The 20,040-nt window shown below is 38.4% G+C and carries 12 protein-coding genes; all 12 read left to right on the top strand.

Annotated features, from left to right (window positions below):
- Positions 1-39: 39 nt before the first annotated feature.
- On the top strand, positions 40-228 hold the full coding sequence (gene bcsR, locus GQR45_RS15770) for a BcsR/BcsP family cellulose biosynthesis protein (protein ID WP_007581346.1): 189 nt from the start codon (positions 40-42) through the stop codon (positions 226-228).
- 20 nt (positions 229-248) lie between these two features.
- Positions 249-965 (top strand): cellulose biosynthesis protein BcsQ, encoded by a 717-nt coding sequence (gene bcsQ / locus GQR45_RS15765; protein ID WP_165726449.1) that lies wholly within the window; start codon positions 249-251, stop codon positions 963-965.
- Position 966: 1 nt separating this feature from the next.
- Complete coding sequence (bcsA, locus tag GQR45_RS15760; RefSeq protein ID WP_007581342.1) at positions 967-3,636, top strand: UDP-forming cellulose synthase catalytic subunit; 2,670 nt, start codon at positions 967-969, stop codon at positions 3,634-3,636.
- Entirely contained in the window at positions 3,629-5,875 is a 2,247-nt protein-coding gene (gene bcsB / locus GQR45_RS15755; RefSeq protein WP_165726448.1) for a cellulose biosynthesis cyclic di-GMP-binding regulatory protein BcsB, read from the top strand. Before bcsA ends, bcsB begins: the two co-directional genes overlap by 8 nt.
- Complete coding sequence (bcsZ, locus tag GQR45_RS15750) at positions 5,875-7,005, top strand: cellulose synthase complex periplasmic endoglucanase BcsZ (RefSeq protein WP_165726447.1); 1,131 nt, start codon at positions 5,875-5,877, stop codon at positions 7,003-7,005. The genes bcsB and bcsZ overlap by 1 nt, the downstream gene beginning before the upstream one ends.
- Entirely contained in the window at positions 6,996-10,814 is a 3,819-nt protein-coding gene (locus GQR45_RS15745) for a cellulose synthase subunit BcsC-related outer membrane protein (protein WP_165726446.1), read from the top strand. The genes bcsZ and GQR45_RS15745 overlap by 10 nt, the downstream gene beginning before the upstream one ends.
- Positions 10,815-11,060: 246 nt before the next feature.
- Positions 11,061-12,554: a peptide MFS transporter gene (locus GQR45_RS15740; RefSeq protein WP_007581335.1), complete on the top strand. Its 1,494-nt coding sequence runs from the start codon at positions 11,061-11,063 to the stop codon at positions 12,552-12,554.
- 146 nt (positions 12,555-12,700) lie between these two features.
- Entirely contained in the window at positions 12,701-15,448 is a 2,748-nt protein-coding gene (locus GQR45_RS15735; protein WP_121954868.1) for a metallophosphoesterase, read from the top strand.
- Between the two features lie 303 nt (positions 15,449-15,751).
- On the top strand, positions 15,752-16,798 hold the full coding sequence (hppD, locus tag GQR45_RS15730) for a 4-hydroxyphenylpyruvate dioxygenase (RefSeq protein ID WP_165726445.1): 1,047 nt from the start codon (positions 15,752-15,754) through the stop codon (positions 16,796-16,798).
- A gap of 136 nt (positions 16,799-16,934) precedes the next feature.
- Positions 16,935-18,248, top strand: coding sequence for a fumarylacetoacetase (fahA, locus tag GQR45_RS15725; RefSeq protein ID WP_165726444.1), 1,314 nt, complete (start codon positions 16,935-16,937; stop codon positions 18,246-18,248).
- A gap of 143 nt (positions 18,249-18,391) precedes the next feature.
- Positions 18,392-19,555 carry a M23 family metallopeptidase gene (locus GQR45_RS15720; protein WP_165726443.1) on the top strand — a complete coding sequence of 388 codons (1,164 nt, stop codon included), beginning with the start codon at positions 18,392-18,394 and terminating at the stop codon, positions 19,553-19,555.
- Positions 19,545-20,027, top strand: a complete 483-nt coding sequence (locus tag GQR45_RS15715) for a polymer-forming cytoskeletal protein (protein WP_007581324.1) — start codon at positions 19,545-19,547, stop codon at positions 20,025-20,027. The genes GQR45_RS15720 and GQR45_RS15715 overlap by 11 nt, the downstream gene beginning before the upstream one ends.
- Positions 20,028-20,040: the final 13 nt, after the last annotated feature.

Here is a 20,040-nt window from a genome sequence, read left to right as displayed (position 1 = left end):
CTTTTAATCAAAATAATTAAAGTAACTGTAAAGGTAAAGATGAACAACTTAACATCTAAAAACTCACAAACGTTAACATCGAGTGATATAGAAAACCTTACACTGCGTTTTGGTGGAAAGAGTGATGACTACATAGAAATAGTAAACAAGCAGCAAAATAATAATACAATTAATAAATATGCATTGCTTAAAGAGATAAACAACGAACTAAACACATACACTAGTTAAACTAAGGATAGGTAACCCCGTTGCAAAGAGTTTTCATTAAAGGTATCAAAGGCGGTTTAGGCAGTACTTCTGTAGTTGCCAATCTTGCATGCGTGCTAAAAAAGTCTGACGTTGACGTTGTTGCTATCGATTTAGATGCAAAAAGTGACTTAGGTTTACATTTTGGTTTACCGTGGAAATACACCAAAGGCTGGAGTAATGAAGTGCGCTTTGAAGATGCACTTACGCATTTTCACCAAGATAACGATGGCATTATATTTTTACCATTTGGTGATAACGACGACACTAGCACCGGTAACATCACTAAAATGGTCAATAAATGCAAAAACCTAAATTATAACAACGAAGCCTGGATACTTTTTGACTGCCCTTCACATATTAACCTTTCTCACTACCCATTAGAGAAAGACGATATTGTAATTGAACTTGTTAATTGCGACGCTATTTGTCACAGCTTAATTTATAGGCGCCTGCAAAGACTTAAAAATTCAGATACCAATTGGAAACATTACTTTTTAGTTAACCGCTATAACTCTGCATCAACGCTAGAATTTGACTTATTTTCCCTATGGCAATCGACACTTCCCCTTATGGCTCCCTTTTTTATTAATAGTGACGAAGTTATTAAAGAGTCAACCGCATACAGAAATGTAGCACTTAATTGCGCGCCATATAGTGTCGCAAACGATGACTTTGAAACACTAGCTGGTTGGCTAGTTAGTAAAGCGGCCTTATAAAATGAGCATTACACTATTTTATCAGCGCCCTATTCACAGCACTTTATACTTGCTGCTGAGCATTTTATTTACTGATAAGTTAGTTCGGTACATTTTATTCAAGTTTCATAGCTACTTTAATCAACATAAAGTAAATGTAATTGAAGCTTTCTTAATGCCTTTTATTACGCTTTTAAGCTCGCTATTTATAAACATTAAACAGCATAAAATCAGCTTTGAGTTTACCCTTTATGACTACTACCCTCATTTAAGGTTGCCTTACCGAACCTATATTTACTCAAATATATTACGCTTTATTATTCAAAGTGTTTTTTTAGTGTTTTTCAAAAACCAGCTTAAATCTAGTTCAGTAAAAGAAGATGCAGTTAATTATTTCTATGATGGCGTTAGCTACCTTTTAAGGCAATTACGTTGGTTTGATTTAAAGTTAGGTAAATTATTAAAACGCCTACTATCAAAAAACAAAAAAGGCCCTAAAAAAAGTGCATTTAAAGCCATGGCTGATGCACGTGTATGGCAAAATAAATTAGTTAAATACGTCATCCTCGCGTTTATTTTATTTTTATTAGCAATATTCATTACAATTCCTTTTAGCTTGGAAGCTCAAGCCGTATTTATAAGCTTTATTTTATTAGTTGCGTATGCACTTAAACGAGTAAAAGGCCAAATGGCAACCATTGTCATGATCACCTTGTCAGTAACTACCTCTTCTCGTTACTTATGGTGGCGTTACACTGAGACTTTAAACTGGGATGATCCACTTGCACTTGCACTAGGTGGCGGCTTACTACTTGCTGAAACATATGCATGGCTTGTACTGATTTTAGGTTTTTTTCAAACAGTTAATCCGCTTGAGCGAAAACCAGTGCCTTTACCTAAAGACACTGACCTATGGCCAACTGTTGATGTATATATTCCAACTTATAACGAGCCGTTAAGCGTTGTAAGACCCACTACTCTCGCTGCTTTAAGTATCGATTGGCCTGCAGACAAGCTAAATGTTTATATATTAGATGATGGTAAGCGCTCAGAGTTTAAGGATTTTGCAGCCGAGATTGGAGTGGGTTATTTAGCGCGTTCGGATAACAATCATGCTAAAGCCGGTAATATGAATAGCGCTATGCGTTATACCGATGGCGAATATATCGCAATTTTTGATTGTGACCACGTTCCTGCTCGCTCGTTCTTACAAATGACAATGGGACAGTTTTTAAAAGACAGTAAAGTGTGTTTGGTCCAAACACCGCATCACTTTTTTTCTGCCGATCCATTTGAGCGAAATCTTAATAACCACAGTCAAATCCCTAACGAAAACATGTTGTTTTATGGATTGATTCAAGATGGTAACGACATGTGGGATGCAACCTTCTTTTGTGGTTCTTGTGCCGTATTAAAACGAGAAGCGCTTGATAACATTGGTGGTTTTGCATTTGAAACAGTAACTGAGGATGCTCACACGGCCCTTCGTATGCAGCGCGCAGGTTATAAAACTGCATATATAAACATCCCACAAGCCGCAGGCCTTGCTACCGACAGCTTGTCAGCGCATATAGGCCAACGTATTCGCTGGGCGCGTGGTATGGCACAAATATTTAGGCTTGATAACCCATTGATGGGTAAAGGTTTAAGCATCCCTCAACGATTATGCTATATAAACGCAATGCTGCATTTCCTATCGGGTATTCCTCGTATTGTATTTTTAACAGCTCCTTTGGCGCTAATATATTTTAATGCCTACATAATTTATGCTCCTTTTATTGCTATTTTTATCTATGTGGTGCCAACACTAATTCAAATAAAAGCAACTAACTCACGCATTCAAGGTAAATACCGTTACTCCTTCTGGGGTGAAGTGTATGAGTCAGTACTTGCTTGGTACATATTAAAACCAACTACCGTTGCTTTATTTAATCCTAATAAAGGTAAATTTAACGTAACCGAAAAAGGCGGTTTAAATGATGAAGAGCATTACGACTGGGGGATTTCTAAACCGTATTTAATTCTTTTACTTATTAACTTACTTGGAATAATAGTGGGTGTATTACGTCTGTTTTTAGGTGATTCAAGCCAGATTGGCGTACTTATAATAAGTATGGGTTGGGCTTTTTATAATATTATTATTTTGGGTGCTGCGGTTGCGGTTGCTGCTGAGGCTCGCCAAGTGAGGCACTCGCATCGTATAAAGGCAAACTTTCCTGCCGGCGTTCGTTTAGCAAATGGCCATACTTTAAAAGTAAAAATAACGGATTATTCAGATAACGGTGTAGGTATAGAGACTGAACACGCACATTTATGCCGCGTTAACGATAAAATTGAATTATTAATGAGTCGCGGTAACAAGCAATTTTCGTTTACAACGTATGTATGTAATACCCGTAAAAAACAAATTGGCCTTACACTTAAAGATTTATCTCTCGAAAAGCAAAGAGCTTTTATACAATGTACTTTCTCCAGAGCAGATGCTTGGCTAGATTGGCAAAATAACTTTAGACATGACCGTCCATCGTATAGCTTCAAAGAAGTGCAAAAAACCAGTTTACGGGGCTTTAGTAATTTATTGTTTCATGCCCCAAGAGCGTTACAACCTATAATTAAGTTTATGACTAATACTGTCATTTACATAAATTCATTTACTCCAAAAAAACCGATAGTGCATAATAATTATGATTAAAAAGTTACTTAATACATTTCTAACATTGTTACTTATTAGTAGCGCATATCAAGTGCTCGCTATCGAGCCTATGCACGACAAAACTATGTTTGTAAATGGCTACCCTGAGAGCGCTCAGGTTTCTAGTTTACGTCTTAGCTTTGAAAAGTTAGGGTTCAACGACTATAAACTCGACGGCGTGAATAATAATTCTCGAGTCGATTTCACAAATAGAATTGATAAATTAAGCACTAATCTAAAGCTTAACTTTTCGTACACCAACTCACCTTCATTGCTGGCTAATGTATCGCATTTAAAAGTTTATTTTAACGATAACTTAGTTACTGTTTTACCTATTAATGAGCAATTAAGTATTGTAAAAAATACGGTAAGTCATAGCCTAGACCTAAATGCTAAATACATTCAAGACTACAACCAAATTCGCTTTGAACTAGTTGGCTACTACGACTTACGATGCCAAGATTACTTTAGCCGCTCAATTTGGACTGAAATAAACAAATCAAGCCACATCACGCTTGATCAAAAACAGTTAGCAATTGATAGCCGCCTTGAGTATTTACCAGAACCATTTTTTGATGCTAAAGATTACAACAAATTAAACCTACCTTTTGTATTTGCAAACACGCCCAATACACAAGCAATAGAAGCAGCTGCCACTTTATCAAGCTGGTTTGGCGCACAAGCTGACTGGCGTGGCGCTAACTTTCCAGTAGTCGTAAATAAAGCACCTGAGCAACATAGCGTGGTGTTTATAACTAATGACTCAAAGCCTGATTTTTTAAAAGATTATCCAGATGTTGAAAAGCCAACTGTTGAGCTGATTTCTAGCCCTATTCACAGATACAATAAAATGCTGTTAATTCTAGGCCGTGATGAAAAAGACTTAAAAACAGCGGTCACTGGTCTTGTATTTGGTCATAAAATTATGACTGGCAGAAGTGCGAGCATCGAAGCAATTAATAAGCTACCACTGCGTAAAGCATACGATGCACCGCGATGGCTCAGAAGCGATCGCCCTGTGCACTTTGACGAACTTATTGACTACCCAACTCAGCTACAAGCTGAAGGTCTTAACAACGGACCTATAAAACTAAACGTTCGTTTTGCGCCTGATTTATTTACTTGGCGTGAAAAAGGGATTCCAATAACCCTGCAATACCGTAATACGCCTGATAGCGAAACCTTAAATTCACGTTTGAACATGTTAATAAATAAAGAGTTCATAACTGGTTATTTACTTGATAAAAAAGATACATCTTTAACGACCTCTAAAACATTGTTGCCTTTAATCGCGAATACAGACACAACACAAAGCGCAGAAGATTTTTCATTAGAGGGTATTAACCTTGCCAACCGCAATGAACTAAATTTTGATTTTAGGTTTGCAATATCTATAAAAGGCGACTGCCCAGTTGCCCCTCCTGGTGGCGAGTACGGTGTAATTGATGGAAACTCTAACATTGATGTAAGTGGATTTGACCATTACATGGCTTTGCCTGATTTAAATGTATTTGCAAACAGCGGATTCCCATTTACAAAATACGCAGACTTACAACAAACTTTAGTATTAATAGATGAAGTTCCATCACCTAAAGCACTATCTGTATTGTTTAATTTAACAGGCCACTTTGGTGCTATTACAGGCTACCCAGCTCATAGAATAAGCGTTGCTCATTTAAATGAAGATGCCAACTTAGATGATAAAGACATTTTAGTTATCGCCAAACCTAATAGCATTGCCAATAACTTAGATGAAGACGCACAAACTAATATTTTGCTTGATAACAATCAGCGCGCTATAAAACAAGCCATATACAATGGTGCATACGATGAGCAAACAACAGATAAAGTTCAAGTAAGTATAAAAAGTAGTGGTGATATGGCCGTTATTACTGGCTTTCAATCACCGTTTGATTCAGAGCGATCAATAGTATCGCTCAGTGCAACATCACAAAAAGCCTTTACTCTACTAGATGATGCGTTAATGAGTTCACAAGCTCTTGCGCAAATTAAAGGCAGTGCTGTGGTCATAAACTCCCAAGGCATTAAAACAATTAAAACTGATGAGCAATATTTTGTTGGTAACATTCCTGTGCATACCCTAATTTGGTTCCATTTATCGGATCACCCGTTTGTACTGGCACTGTTGTCTATTTTAACACTACTGCTGATCTCATTTATTATATGGCGATTACTGCAAGCATTAACATACAAGCGCTTAGCTGAAGGAGATAAATAATGAAGTCACTCATTAATGTATTTTTTATCGTGATTGCATTATTTACCTTTAATGCCAATGCACAAATAGAGCAATGCCAACCATGGGATGCATGGCAAACGTTTAAAAGTAACTTTATAAGCCAAGATGGTCGCGTTATTGATTTGGGGAGTGAGCAAAAAGTCACAACCTCTGAAGGCCAATCTTATGCCTTATTTTTTGCTGTTGTAGCAAATGACAAAGCAATGTTTGACCTAGTCCTGGATTGGACGCAAGAACATTTATCAGAAGGTGATTTAAGCACTCGTTTACCAGCATGGCAATGGGGTGTTAATAATCAAAATGTTGGCGGAATTTTAGATTCAAACCCTGCGTCTGATTCTGACTTATGGATAGCATACAGCTTATCGCAAGCAGCTATTCTTTGGGATGAGCGCCGCTACAGCATATTAGCAGCTGTACTTGCACAGCGAATAATGCGTGAAGAAACCGCTTATATCTCGGGCCTAGGTTTATCATTACTACCCGCTCCTACAGGTTTTGAATTTGATAATGAACGTTTTAAGTTAAACCCGAGCTACTCGCCATTATTTATTTACCAGCAGTTTAAAAAGCTTTACCCACACTCGCCTTGGCATCAATTACACGAAGGCTCAGCAAAGCTAATTTTAGATACAGCTAAGCAAGGTGTTAGCCCTGACTGGGTAATGTTTGATGCGAATAATGGCTTTTACTACGATAAAAAAACGAGCGACTTGGGCAGTTATAACGCCATCAGAGTATATTTATGGGCAAGCATGATGGCAGACAACGCGCCTTATAAAAAAGAGCTATTAGCGCAATTCAACCCTTTTATAGAAACAATTAATAAACGTGGTTACGTGCCTTTAAATACCTTTGCTAAATCTGGAAAATCTGAAAAAAGAGGCCCTTTGGGCTTTAATTCAGCTTTATTACCTTTACTGGCGACTAATAACGATAACTCTACGGTAATGGCGATCCAGCAAAAACTAATGATTGATAAATCATTTACCCAGACTCGTTATTACGACAGCGTGCTTAACTTGTTTGGTACAAGTGCTTTAAATAAGCGTTTTTCAATTACAGCAGATGGGACGCTACAACCGGTATGGAGCACTGAATGCCGTTAAGGTTTGCCCTCGCTTGCACATTAGCGCTTAGCTCTGGATTAAGCGCTAACACAGTCAACGATATTGATACGCAATCTGTTGATTGGTTACTAAGCCAAATAGGTATTGGTGAAGCACAGCAAAATAAAAAACTAGTTGAAGATAGCTTGAGAAAGCTAGTCGCTATTGCCCCTGCCCGAATAGAAACGCAGTGCGCGGTAGCGCGTTATGATTTTGCCAATGGCGAATCAGTAAAAGCCAACCAATTACTAAGTAAAATAGATAATGGGCTTACCAAACAGGCTCCGTGCGTTGAAAAGCTAAAAGTCCTTTCGCGTACTGAAGGAAAAGACAAATCTTCAATTCAGCAAGCTAAATTATTGGCTCGTGCGGGTCGTTATGAACAAGCTCGCGAAATCTATAATAATATTTTTAAAAACGTCTACCCTACATTAGATTACGAGCTTGAGCATTTAAGCTGGTATGGACAAGATAGCTCCCAATGGGAAAGTGTTAAAAAAGGCTATAATAAATTAGCTCAAAGCTACCCAAGTATTGCGCAGATAGAAATTGCTTATGCCCGTCACCTACTTAGACGTAATCTTACAGATAAAAAAGCGATTGATATTTTAAGTAAATATGGCGCAGGCCCTACTTTTATTAATGAAGTAGAATATATTTGGCTTGGGGCTCTGTCGGAAATGCCTTTAACGGATGATACAGTTGAGCAGTATCAGCGCTATTTCACTCTTTATCCCTTTAGTAGTAAAGGTGAATTACAATACCAAGATTTTCTAAAAGATTATAAAAAACGTCAAACACTTCTTGCCGACCCCGCCTATCAGCTTTGGGTTAGGGGCGATAGATTACTTGAGAAAAATAAACTTGCTGCCGCAGAGCCTTTACTTTTAAAAGCTTTAAGAGGCCGACCGCAAGACGGCGCTATAATGCGAAGCCTTGGCACACTCTATTTACGCCTTGGTGAAAACCAAAAGTCGTATCAATATTTTACTCGTGCACAAAAGTACACAACTGAGTTCGCTGAACGTGAAACACTACAAGAATTAGCAAAAACAGCTAAGCTTTGGCTTTATATACGCGAAGCTAAAAATGCCATTAATAATAAAGAATTTAAAACGGCTAAGCTTAAGCTTGATTTAGCAGCCACCTTAGAACAAGAAACTAATACAGTAATATATAACAAAGGTTTATTACAATTTGCTCAAGGGCAATATTCACAGGCTGCACTTACATATCAAATTGTTTTAAGAAGTGATCCACTTAATAGCAGCGCTTTAATAGGCCTACTTGAAATAGCTGAATTAGAGCAGAATGAAAAAGCCCTAACCTCTTTTTACAACAGCTTATCGTTTAATCAAAAGAAACTAATTAAAGAATCTTATTCTGTATCTTTAAGTAGTCAGTACCGCGCAAAGGCAAATACGTTTGCACAGTCGGGAGATTTAGAGCAAGCCGAAAAAGTACTAAAAGACGCTATTGAAATAGCGCCAGAACAGCCTTGGTTATACTACGATTTAGCCTTTATATACCAACAAAAGGGGTTGACAGAAGAGGCCCGCGCTTTATTTAATAATGTGCTGTGGCAATTTCCGTTAAACCCTCAGATTCGTTACAGTCACGCGCTTTTTTTACGCTCTCTTGATGACTATCAAGGTGCTATTAAAACATTGCAGTACATTCCATTTAAATCCAGAGATAAAGACATTATTGCGCTTGAACAGCAGCTGCAACTTAATGAGTCTTTGACACAAAGTGAGCGCCACCTTGATGCTAAAGATAAAGCCACTGCAATCTATCATTTAAGCAACCTAGAGGCACAAAATTTAACACCCGCTATGCAGGCAGAGTTATCGCGAAGCTGGTATCGAATTAATGAAAAAAAACACGCTATAAAACTTATAAACAAAGCACTGGAAGCTGAGCCTTCTCTTTCTGCTTATTGGCATACACTTTATGGTGAGTGGCTTTTAGAGCAAGGTGATGAAAATAAAACGAAGCAATGGTTTGAAAAGTACGTATTACCAGAGAGCGCAACTGAAAACGAAACAACTCAATATGTACAACTACAAAATAGCTATATTACTCAGTATTACAATGGTAGTGATTTAATCGCTAAGCTTAACCAGCTGGATCAAAAATATAAAAATACTCCAGCAACAACTACTGCCCTTATTAATGCAAATTTAGCACTTGAACAGCGCGAAGCGGCCGTTATTTTGTACCAGCAAAAAGTACAAAATAAACAAACCATTGAACCTCAAGCACTACTCGCTATTGCTAATGCATACATAGAACTTGGGGACGACTTTCAAGCAAAAGAAGTTACGCAAAAAGCGATTACGCAAACCACATCGCAAGAAGGTTATTTGCAACGCCAAATCATGTCATCTCTCAATGAGTTTAATTACTCAGGGGATGCACTTTACTTAGCTAAGCAACTTGTTGAAAAGTCACCCAACGATCAAGAACTACGTTATTTAGGCGCTCAAGTAGCCAGCAAATTCAACGAAACCGAACAAGCACAATCTTGGTACGCGCAAACCCTATTTCCTAATCGTACATTAAATGAAAAAGAGCTTTACGGAGCGCTTTCAAAAATAGATGAAAACGATGAATGGTATGTAAACGGTGCTAAAAGAGAGCTAATAAACGAGCAAAACAAAAACCAAGCATACATTGCTATTGGTGTTAACTTTAGTGGGCAAACAAGCACCGAAAGCGAAGCAACACTTGGTGCGGGCTTAGTCCCGATTGAAGCTTACTTTCCGCTTTGGCAAGGCCAAGGGTTTATTAAAGTAGACCCGACTACTATTAGCGCACAAACAACGCGCTTTGATGAGCAATTTGCTGGCAGCCGCTATGGACAAGGTGCACTGTGTATTTTTACCTGTTCAATCAATGAAGTAACACCTGAGGAAAGTGGTGTAGATGTAGGTATTGGTTGGCAAAATGAAAACTGGCGTGTTGATGTAGGTACAACTCCACTTGGCTTTTTAATTGAAGATATTGTATGGGGTGTAAATTACGCAGACAGTTTTGGTGATTTTGGATACAGCCTAGAACTTGAAAAACGCCCAGTTACAAGCTCGGTACTTTCTTATGCAGGTCTTAAAGATGTAAAAACAGGTGAAGTTTGGGGTGGTGTACGCTCTACAGGCCTAACGGCTAATGTATCACACGACTTAGGCGGAAAATGGGGTTTTTGGTCAAGCGCCGACTTTACCCTATATAAAGGCCAAAATGTAAAAGACAACCAACGCTATCGTATGATGGGCGGTACTTATTACCGTGTAATTAGCAATCAAGAGCGTGAATTCACCGCAGGCGCTAGCTTATTACATTGGGCATACAAGTATAATTTAAGTGAAGAAACATGGGGTCATGGTGGTTATTACAGCCCACAAAACTATGTAGGTTTATCTGTGCCACTCACTTATGACGCGCGTTGGGGCGATGATTTTGTTTATCGATTAAAAACCGGTGTTTCGTACTCGCAAACAAAAACTCAATCTATTGATTTCTTCCCTAATGATGGCGATTTGCAAATAGCTGCATATGATAGAGAGTCAATAACAGGTGTTGATCCTGTATTTGAAGGTGAAACAAGTTCTGGTGTTTCATATAATCTTGAAGGTAGTTTTGAGTATAGAATAACGCCGAATTGGTTCTTTGGTGGCTACTTAGCCATCGATCGTTCTGACTTTTACGAACCAAATTTTGGTCAGCTTTATATACGTTACTACTTTAATCCTGTGTACGGAACACTTGAGTTTCCAGGCACCCCTATTGTTCCTTATGCTGAGTTTTAACTTGGCATAAGGTGATACACCGCGAACACTTCCCCTAGCACTAAGGTATATGTATACTTGAGCGCAATTGTAACTAGGATAAGGGTGTGTCTCTTACCTTGTGGTGTTACTGCCATTTAGCAAATCATTATCTTAGCTACAAATAATATACTGATGGTCGAGCATTTTAGTGGTTACAAATTCTAAAATAGCTAAAGCAAAAAATTATAAGGCCATTACAACAATTCTTAAAGTTAGGAAGTAAATATGAGTTCAGCTCCAGATAGTGGTTGGTGTGGCCACCCTAAAGGACTTTCAACATTGTTCTTCACTGAAATGTGGGAACGAATGAGTTATTACGGTATGCGAGCTATGCTCGTATTATTCATGACAGCAAGCTTACAAGAAGAAGGTTTAGCCTTTACTGTTGCCTCAGCTGCTGCAATTTATGGTTTATACACAGGTGCGGTATACTTTTTAGGTTTACCAGGTGGCTGGCTAGCAGATAGATTGTTTGGTGGTCAAAAAGCAGTATGGTATGGCGGTATAATCATTATGATTGGTCATATTATTTTGGCTATTCCACATGATTATTCTTTCTTCATTGGCTTAATATTTGTAGCAACAGGTACTGGTTTGCTAAAACCAAATATCAGTGCAATGGTAGGCCAACTATACAGTGATACAGATGAGCGTCGTGATGGCGGTTACGCTCTTTATTACATGGGTATTAACATGGGTTCTTTAATAGGTTACTACGTATGTGGTTACTTTATGGAGAACGTAGGCTGGCACTGGGCATTTGGTGCAGCAGCTGTCGGTATGGCCATTGGTTTAGTTCAGTACAAACTCACACTTAATAACTTACCAGAGCACAGCGCTTTACCTGCTAATCCACTTGGTCCTAAAGGTACTTCACGTGCATGGATTGGTATTGCTGCATTTGTAATTGCTGCTGCTGCAGTTACTACGGCTGCAATGACCGGCGCAATTGTAATCAATCCAACAGTGGTTGCAGGTTACACAGCGATTGTATTTACTATTATCTTTTTTGTTTATTTTGGTGTTATTTACTTTACAGGTAAATTAACCGATGCCGAAAAACAAAGAATGTGGGCACTATTTTTAGTCTGTATTGCTTCTGCATGTTTTTGGTCTGGCTTTGAACAAGCCGGTTCTTCATTAAACCTATTTGCCCGTGATTACACCGACCGATTTATTGGTACGTTTGAAATCCCTACAACGTGGTTTCAATCATTAAACTCACTGTTTATTATTGCTTTATCGCCATTTTTTGCAGCACTTTGGATTAACTTATCTAAAAGCTTAGTGTCACCTAGCTACAGCGTTAAATGTGCAATTGGCTTAATTATCATGGCATCTGGCTTTTTAGTTATGTTTATGGCGGCTCATTACGCAGCTGAAGGTTTAAAAGTAGCGCCTTACTGGCTTGTTACTACGTACTTTTTACATACAGTGGGTGAGCTTTGTTTAAGCCCTGTAGCGTTAAGTGCTGTAAGTAAGTTATCGCCTAGACGTTACACAGGTCAAATGATGGGTGTATTTGTATTAACTTACTCGATTGGTAATATTATTGCGGGTTTACTTGCTGGTAATTTCGATCCGAATAATGTTTCTGAAATTCCTAACTTATACTTACAAATTGCATTATTTAGCATTGGTGTTGGTGCTGTCTTAGTACTAATGACCTTTAAAGCTAAAGTATGGGAAAAACAAGGGTTAGAAGAGAAAGTCTCTTAATTGTTGTATATTTTTAATATAACAACATAACCTAAACATTCCTCCATAGCCTCTATGGGGGAATTTTTTTATTCAACTTTGCCCCACTCTCGTTAACTGGTATTATGTCCTGATTGATTATTGAATAGACTCAGGGACAGCAGTATATGCATTCATTAACATTATTACGTGCCACTCTAATAGCATTTCTCCTTATTTTTTTATCTGCCTGTGGTGGAGCCGAAGATCAAGTTACAGTAAATCCAAATGATCCTGTAGAGCCTGAGCCTAGTGGCTTAATTATTACCAATGCTAATGGCTTACAAACGTCATTAGATGAAGGTAACTTTACTATCAATGCCCCTGGGGAAATAGTGGCTAGCGATACCGAAATAACCTACGAAAAACTAGTCCTTGATGAGAATAATCAAGCAAAAAATATCATTTCAGATATACATACGCTTACCCCGAATACACTTCAACTTTCTAGCCCAATGACAATCACTATAAAAATACCTGACGACTATGTATTAGGCGGCCAATTAACTATTGCGCGTTTGAGCGGAGACTCTTGGTCAAGTATTACTAATTCAACAGTATCGCAAGGCTTTGTTAGTGCACAAGTAAACCAACTAGGTAGCTATGCAATAGAAATGCAACGTACGGTGGCATTTTCTGATATTGGCCCTACATGTGATGCAAATGCAACAGAGCAATCTATACGATTTGTTCACGTTGCCGACATGCATGCTCGCTTTGGGTATCAAGAGCAGTATTTTAGTCGTATCAAGGCTTATTATAAAAAAGCGTTAAGCGAATCTCCGCATACATTATTTACCGATGGTGGCGATGATTACGAAAAAGGGACCGTTGCAGAGCAAATATCACAAGGCTTAGCCTCTGATGAAACCGTAAAGCTAATGGCTTTTGATTTACGTGTTTTAGGGAATCATGACTATGCATGGGGTCCTGAAAAGCTGCTTGAGTTTTCACAAGACGATAATGCCATTGTACTTGCAAGTAATACCCGATTTGAGGGAGAGCAAAATAAGAGCTTTGGCGGTGTGGACTTTGCTAAAGTACAGGTTGGCTGCATAACATTGGGTGTGTTTGGGATGACGTCAGTACCATGGGATGAACTTGACGAGCCAATTGAAGATGACCCTATTCCTGACTTTATAAAACAATTTAAAATGAGTTGGAAGTGGCAACAAATCGCACAAAGTATTGTAAGCCAATACAGCGGTGATGTTGATTACATGATAATGCTAAGCCACTTAGGTAAAGGAACTGACGTTGAGATAGCAACCAATGTGCCCGGTATAGATTTAGTGCTTGGTGGGCATACTCATGGTGGTGAAGACTTTATAGAGCTTGAAAATAATGCTTTAGTCATTCAACCAGAATTTTATGCTCGCGGAGTCACCGATTTAAATTTAGTATTTAATACTGCAGATAAAGCACTAAGTCGTTACGATTATCAACATGTAGATACGCGAACATCTATAGAACCTGACGAAGAAACCAAGCTAGCTATCGATGAAATAATGGGCCGATATGCACCCGATGCTGATACAGAAATTGCCATTTCAGAAAACTACCCAAGTAGCTTTGAAGTTGCAGAAATAACAGCACTTGCAACTAAACATTCAAGCTCAATTAACGCAGCGCTGCTTAACCCTGAACTTGTACAAAAAAGATGGACGCCAGGCACTGTTACACAAGAAGATTTTCACAAAGCATTTTATGTTGAAAGACAGCCTTCAAACACACCTGGCTTTAATTCACTGTATCAAGTAACTGTTACAGGGACTGATTTAAAAACAATGATTGCCAGCCAACCCGATTGGTTTGCGTTAAAGCCAGAAGATATTCAAGTAACAACAAATTATAATGTCGCTTTATTTAAAGGTGCAGCACTTAATCCAGATTTATTTTTTAGCAGTGTTACTTTTAATGATGTAAAGCCAATTGCCGAAGCATGGTGGCTACTTGATCAATACGCGCGCTTTAGAACAACTCAATGTCTTCACCTTGATACAGACACACAGCTTAATGCTTGCCAAGATGTTGCAAATATAACAATTTGGAACTTTGACGATCCAACAAACCCACTGACCCCAGACTTTGGTCCATCGGTTTTAAACTACTTTGACCCAGAAAATGACGGTTGGGGCCCCGAAGACACCCGCTATGAGACAACCACTGATCTTAATATTGGGGATTTAACTGATGGTCCTTCTGGTGTAATGGCTTTTACTGATCACTCACCTACAGAGGGTTTAAAAATTGAATTAAACACACAAGCAAATGGTGATTATGCTAATGACGGTATGGTATCTGACTACACTCTAATAATGGATTTATATTGGCCATCAGAAGATAGCGATTCTTATCGTGCGATAATGCAAACTGAAACAGTAGATTATTTAGAAAACGATGCAGATATATTTATTGATCCCAGTGGCGGTTATGGTGAAGCGACGTTTAAAAGTGGATATTTTGGTGATACTAAACCAGAAACATGGCATCGTGTAGCGTTTGTGTTTTACACAGCACCAATAAATGGTGTATTTGAAGTATATATTGATGGTGAATTAACGGGTGTAAAAGAATTTGGAGAAATAGACCAACGTTGGGCTCTCAACAAAGCAGTGCTCTTATTTACTGATAATGGCTACGAAACAGTCCCTGGTTATTTAAATGCCTTACTCTATGCGGGCCGTGCTATGACCCGTGGCGAAATTAAAAGTATGGGCGGCGCACAACAAAAGTTGTCCTTTGAGCAACCGACGCGAGTGTTAAACCAAACGATTGAACGTCACTATCAAGCTGCGCCAGCGATAAAAACAAACCAATGGATTGAGCAACGTAACAAGTTCTTTGGTGGCAACTCTAAAAGTGTAAATAATTAAATACAACCAAGCTTTTGCTTGTTCATTCTAAAAGGAGGCTTCACGCAGGTGAACTCTCCTTTTTATTATTTAAAAACAACACATTAAGAATAAAAACCACTATTCAATCCTATACCATATAACTTCATTTTACTTAACTGTATTACAAACACGTAACTTTATAATAACCGTCCTATAAAATTTACACATACACTACACACTAAATAGTGCCCCCCTCTTCCCCAAATCAAAAATCTGGTTGATTATCTACTGCAATATGACAACAACACATAATCGCAGTGCTTAATTGCGGGAGTAATAATAATGAGTGAAGTAAATAACTATTTAGGTTTAGTCGGTATTGAATTTACCGAATACGCAACACCTGATGCTGATTATATGGATAAAGTATTTACTGATTTTGGCTTCTCTAAGCTTAAAAAATTCAAAGGTAAAGACATTGTTTATTACAACCAAAACGATATTCATTTTTTACTGAATAACGAGCGTGAAGGTTTTTCTGCAGAATTTGCTAAAAGCCATGGTCCTGCTATTTGTTCAATGGGTTGGCGTGTTGAGAATGCGCAAAAAGCATTTGAAACTGCAGTAGAGCGTGGTGCAAAACCAGCCACTGATTCAACATATAAAAACATGCCTTACCCTGCAATTTATGGCATTGGCGACAGCCTAATTTACTTTATTGAAAATTTTGGCGACAAAGGCACTATTTACGAAAGTGATTTTGAAGATTTAGAAACGCAAAATGTTGTAGAAGATAAAGGCTTTATCCGAATCGATCATTTAACCAATAACGTTTATAAAGGCACCATGGAAAAATGGGCTAACTTTTATAAAGACGTATTTGGTTTTACAGAAGTACGTTACTTTGACATTAAAGGTCAAAAAACAGCGCTTATTTCGTATGCACTTAAATCGCCATGCGGCACCTTCTCTATTCCAATAAACGAAGGTAAAGGTAACGATAACAACCAAATTGATGAATACCTTGGTGAGTACAACGGCCCAGGCGTTCAACATTTAGCGTTTTTAACAGATGACCTAGTAAGTTCTCTTGATAAGCTAGATAAATCAACAATTGCAACCCTCGATATTATCCCAGAGTACTACGATACTATTTTTGACCGAGTACCTTGGGTAGCTGAAGATAAAGAAAAAATTCGTAAGCACCAGATACTCGTAGATAGCCAAAGTGAAAATTGTTATTTATTACAAATTTTCTCTAAAAACTTATTTGGTCCAATCTTTATAGAAATGATCCAACGCGTTGATGATGGTGGCTTTGGTGAAGGTAACTTCCAAGCATTATTTGAATCAATCGAACGCGACCAAGAGCGTCGCGGCGTTTTATAAAATATTTGAGTAAATTAAAAGCAGCGAACTTCGCTGCTTTTTGTCGTTTTAATATTTAAAAAGTATGGCGCCAAGTACAAGTATGATTAAATAAACTATACCTTGTCGCCATACAGTAAAATCCAAAGGAAATGTAATGAGCCTAATTAACGAAACCCACGATATTAATTTAACCAGCTGGGTAGAGTCAGCTAATGTTGATAATTGCGACTTCCCTATTCAAAACTTACCGTTTGCAGAGTTTCGCCGTAAAGGGTCTGATGAGGCCTTTCGTGGTGGTGTTGCAATTGGTGACCAAGTAATTGATTTAGCAAAGCTGAGTAAATTAAATGTTTTAACAGGTGACGCTAAAACAGCCGCTGATGCAGCAAGTGAAGCAACTCTAAATACATTTATGGGTTTAGGGGGGCAGTATTGGTCAGCACTTCGTTTAGCCCTTTCAAAAGCACTACGAGCAGGCTCTGAGCACCAACAAGCACTTAGCGATACGCTTGTAGCACAATCTGATATAGAGTTTTCTTTGCCTTGTCGTATTGGCGATTACACCGACTTTTACACTTCTATTTATCATGCTACTGCTGTGGGTAGTTTGTTTCGCCCTGATAACCCATTACTACCTAACTATAAATGGGTACCTATTGGTTACCATGGTCGTTCTTCATCTATTGACGTATCAGGTCAAACATTTCATCGCCCTAAAGGTCAAACTAAAGCGCCTGATGCAGAAGTGCCGTCATTCGGTCCTTGTAAACGCCTTGATTACGAACTAGAGCTGGGTATTTACTTAGGTAAAGGCAATGCACTGGGCGATGCAATCGCTATCGAAAATGCTGAAAACCACGTATTTGGCTTTTGTGTATTTAACGATTGGTCAGCACGTGACTTGCAAGCGTGGGAATACCAACCGCTTGGTCCATTTTTAGCTAAAAACTTTGCCTCAACTGTATCGCCTTGGATTGTTACAACCGAAGCGCTAGCGCCTTATAGAACAAGCTGGACGCGTGATGAAAACGATCCACAGCCTATGGACTATTTAGAGTCAAAAGCGAATCGCGACCAAGGTGCTTTTGATATTCAAATGGATGTTAAAATTCAAACGCAAAAAATGCGTAGCGAAGGCCATAACCCAACGCGTGTATCAACATCTAGCTTTAAGCACTCTTACTGGACTGTGGCACAAATGGTTACTCACCACACAGTAAATGGCTGTAACTTTATGCCAGGTGACATGTTAGGTTCGGGCACTCAGTCGGGTCCAACGCACGAAGAAGCGGGTTCTTTACTTGAACTATCTCGTGGCGGTAAAGAAAAAATTACGCTAAGCAATGGCGAACAACGTAGCTTTTTAGAAGATGGCGATAACGTTATTATGCGCGGCTGGTGTGAAAATGAAGGCTATGCACGCATAGGTTTTGGCTCTGTAGAGAGCACAGTACTGCCTACAAAGTAATACGAGTATTAAAAAAATTATTAAAAGGGCTGCTTACTAAAAGCAGCCCTTTTTTATTAATTTTTGAACAGTTACAATTTTTTTCTAGCTTTTTTAACTCAAATTGCTATCTTAATTCGGTTAATAGCCAGTGTTTATATGCCATGTCAGTATTTATAAAGTCTTTTTATCATAAATTTTTCCCAGCTCGTCAGCTACTTATTCGCCAAAATGGCGAAGTGAAGCATGTTGTTTTAGCCTCTTGGTTTCAACTTCTTGTAGCATCGCTTATTTTAGCCACTTTTATTTGGCTGAGTATTTCGAGCTTTCGTGTTTACACACAAACTAATAAAATATCTGATATAGAACAAAGTCAAATAAACAAGCAAACACTTTGGCAACAAAAAGTCAGTGAACAGCAAGCTCTGCAAGCAACGCAGTTAGAGCAACTTGCGATACTTGAGCAAAAGCAGGCGCTACTGCAAAGCATGATAGAGTCCCTTCCCGCTTCGATTAGCAAAGACGTTATTAAGCTTGATTCAGATCTTGACGTGCCAATCAATGAAAGCAGCAATGAATTTCACGAACCATTAGTCGATGAAAATCCAAAAAGTAAGCAGGCGCAGTTAATAGCTCCAATTCCATTCGCAACAAGAATTGCCAATTTGAATAATCATTATGAGCAAAGCTTTAACTTTTTAGATAACCAAATTAGCGAACGTCACCAAGCTATTTTAGCTATGGTTAAAGGCGCTGGAATTGAGTCAGCGCTTGAGCAACACTTAATATTAAGTGCCCAAACAACCGCACAAGGTGGCCCACTTGATACATTTAACGAAACAAAAATTCCAAGCCACTTTTTAGCCATCGTTGATAAGTTATTAGCATTAAATAATTTAGAAAACTTTTTAACTGAACTACCAAACACCCTCCCCTTAGCTAAAGCTAAATATTATATTTCGAGTAGTTTTGGTCTTAGAAAAGATCCAATGAATAGTAATCATGCCTTTCATAAAGGAATTGATTTAGCCGGTTGGCATAAAACCGAGATATTTGCCCCAGCAGACGCTGTAGTGCTTCGTGCCGGTCGCAATGGTGGTTATGGTAACTTTATTGAGCTTGAACATAAAAATGGCTTAGTGACTCGATTTGGACACTTAAATAAAATTAAAGTAAAAAAAGGGCAGTTAATCACTAAACATGACGTAATTGGTTTAATGGGCAGCACAGGCAGAAGTACAGGTACTCATTTACACTACGAAGTATTACTTAACGGTAAACAAGTCAATCCTCTAAAAATAACAAAGGCGCTTTCTCGTGTTTGGTAGAAAAAAACAAAAAACAGTTAGCTCTAATTTAAAAAGAGTAAATCACACACCGTCTATTATTTCTGAAGACGTACGCCTTACAGGCACTTTAGTTAGCCAAGGTGAAGTACAGCTTGATGGCCGTATTGATGGCGATATAAAAGTGGAGCATTTAGTTATTGGCTCAACGGGTGTTGTTGAAGGTATTGTTGAAGCTAAAAGCGTCATTGTTAAAGGCAAAGTTATTGGCTCAATTAATGCTAGTGAAGTAAAGGTACAAAGTGGCGCTCATGTTCATGGCGATGTGTTTCACGATACATTGAGTATTGATGCAGGTGCAGTAATTGAAGGCAGTTTAAAGCAACGCTTTGAAAAAGAAGAGCCTGAACTAATTTCGAAAGAGCTTAAACCTGCAAAAGAAGTTAAAGCATTGTTGAAGGAAGATGGCAGCGACTTATCGTTTGTAAATAAACAAGCCGCTGATAAAAACTAAGTAAAATCAGCTT

It is taken from the genome of Pseudoalteromonas sp. SA25 (genome assembly GCF_011378705.1).
GTDB classification, from domain to species: domain Bacteria; phylum Pseudomonadota; class Gammaproteobacteria; order Enterobacterales; family Alteromonadaceae; genus Pseudoalteromonas; species Pseudoalteromonas arctica.
Note: the sequence above shows the minus strand (reverse complement) of the source record. Positions and strands in the feature narration are given on the sequence as shown.

What these genes read in the sequence shown, in the direction of transcription:
- GQR45_RS15745 (WP_165726446.1), top strand. Translation starts at nt 6,996, where the DNA reads ATGCCGTTAAGGTTTGCCCTCGCTTGCACATTAGCGCTTAGCTCTGGA.
- bcsA (WP_007581342.1), top strand. Translation starts at nt 967, where the DNA reads ATGAGCATTACACTATTTTATCAGCGCCCTATTCACAGCACTTTATAC.
- fahA (WP_165726444.1), top strand. Translation starts at nt 16,935, where the DNA reads ATGAGCCTAATTAACGAAACCCACGATATTAATTTAACCAGCTGGGTA.
- GQR45_RS15720 (WP_165726443.1), top strand. Translation starts at nt 18,392, where the DNA reads ATGTCAGTATTTATAAAGTCTTTTTATCATAAATTTTTCCCAGCTCGT.
- bcsR (WP_007581346.1), top strand. Translation starts at nt 40, where the DNA reads ATGAACAACTTAACATCTAAAAACTCACAAACGTTAACATCGAGTGAT.
- GQR45_RS15735 (WP_121954868.1), top strand. Translation starts at nt 12,701, where the DNA reads ATGCATTCATTAACATTATTACGTGCCACTCTAATAGCATTTCTCCTT.
- bcsZ (WP_165726447.1), top strand. Translation starts at nt 5,875, where the DNA reads ATGAAGTCACTCATTAATGTATTTTTTATCGTGATTGCATTATTTACC.
- GQR45_RS15740 (WP_007581335.1), top strand. Translation starts at nt 11,061, where the DNA reads ATGAGTTCAGCTCCAGATAGTGGTTGGTGTGGCCACCCTAAAGGACTT.
- bcsB (WP_165726448.1), top strand. Translation starts at nt 3,629, where the DNA reads ATGATTAAAAAGTTACTTAATACATTTCTAACATTGTTACTTATTAGT.
- hppD (WP_165726445.1), top strand. Translation starts at nt 15,752, where the DNA reads ATGAGTGAAGTAAATAACTATTTAGGTTTAGTCGGTATTGAATTTACC.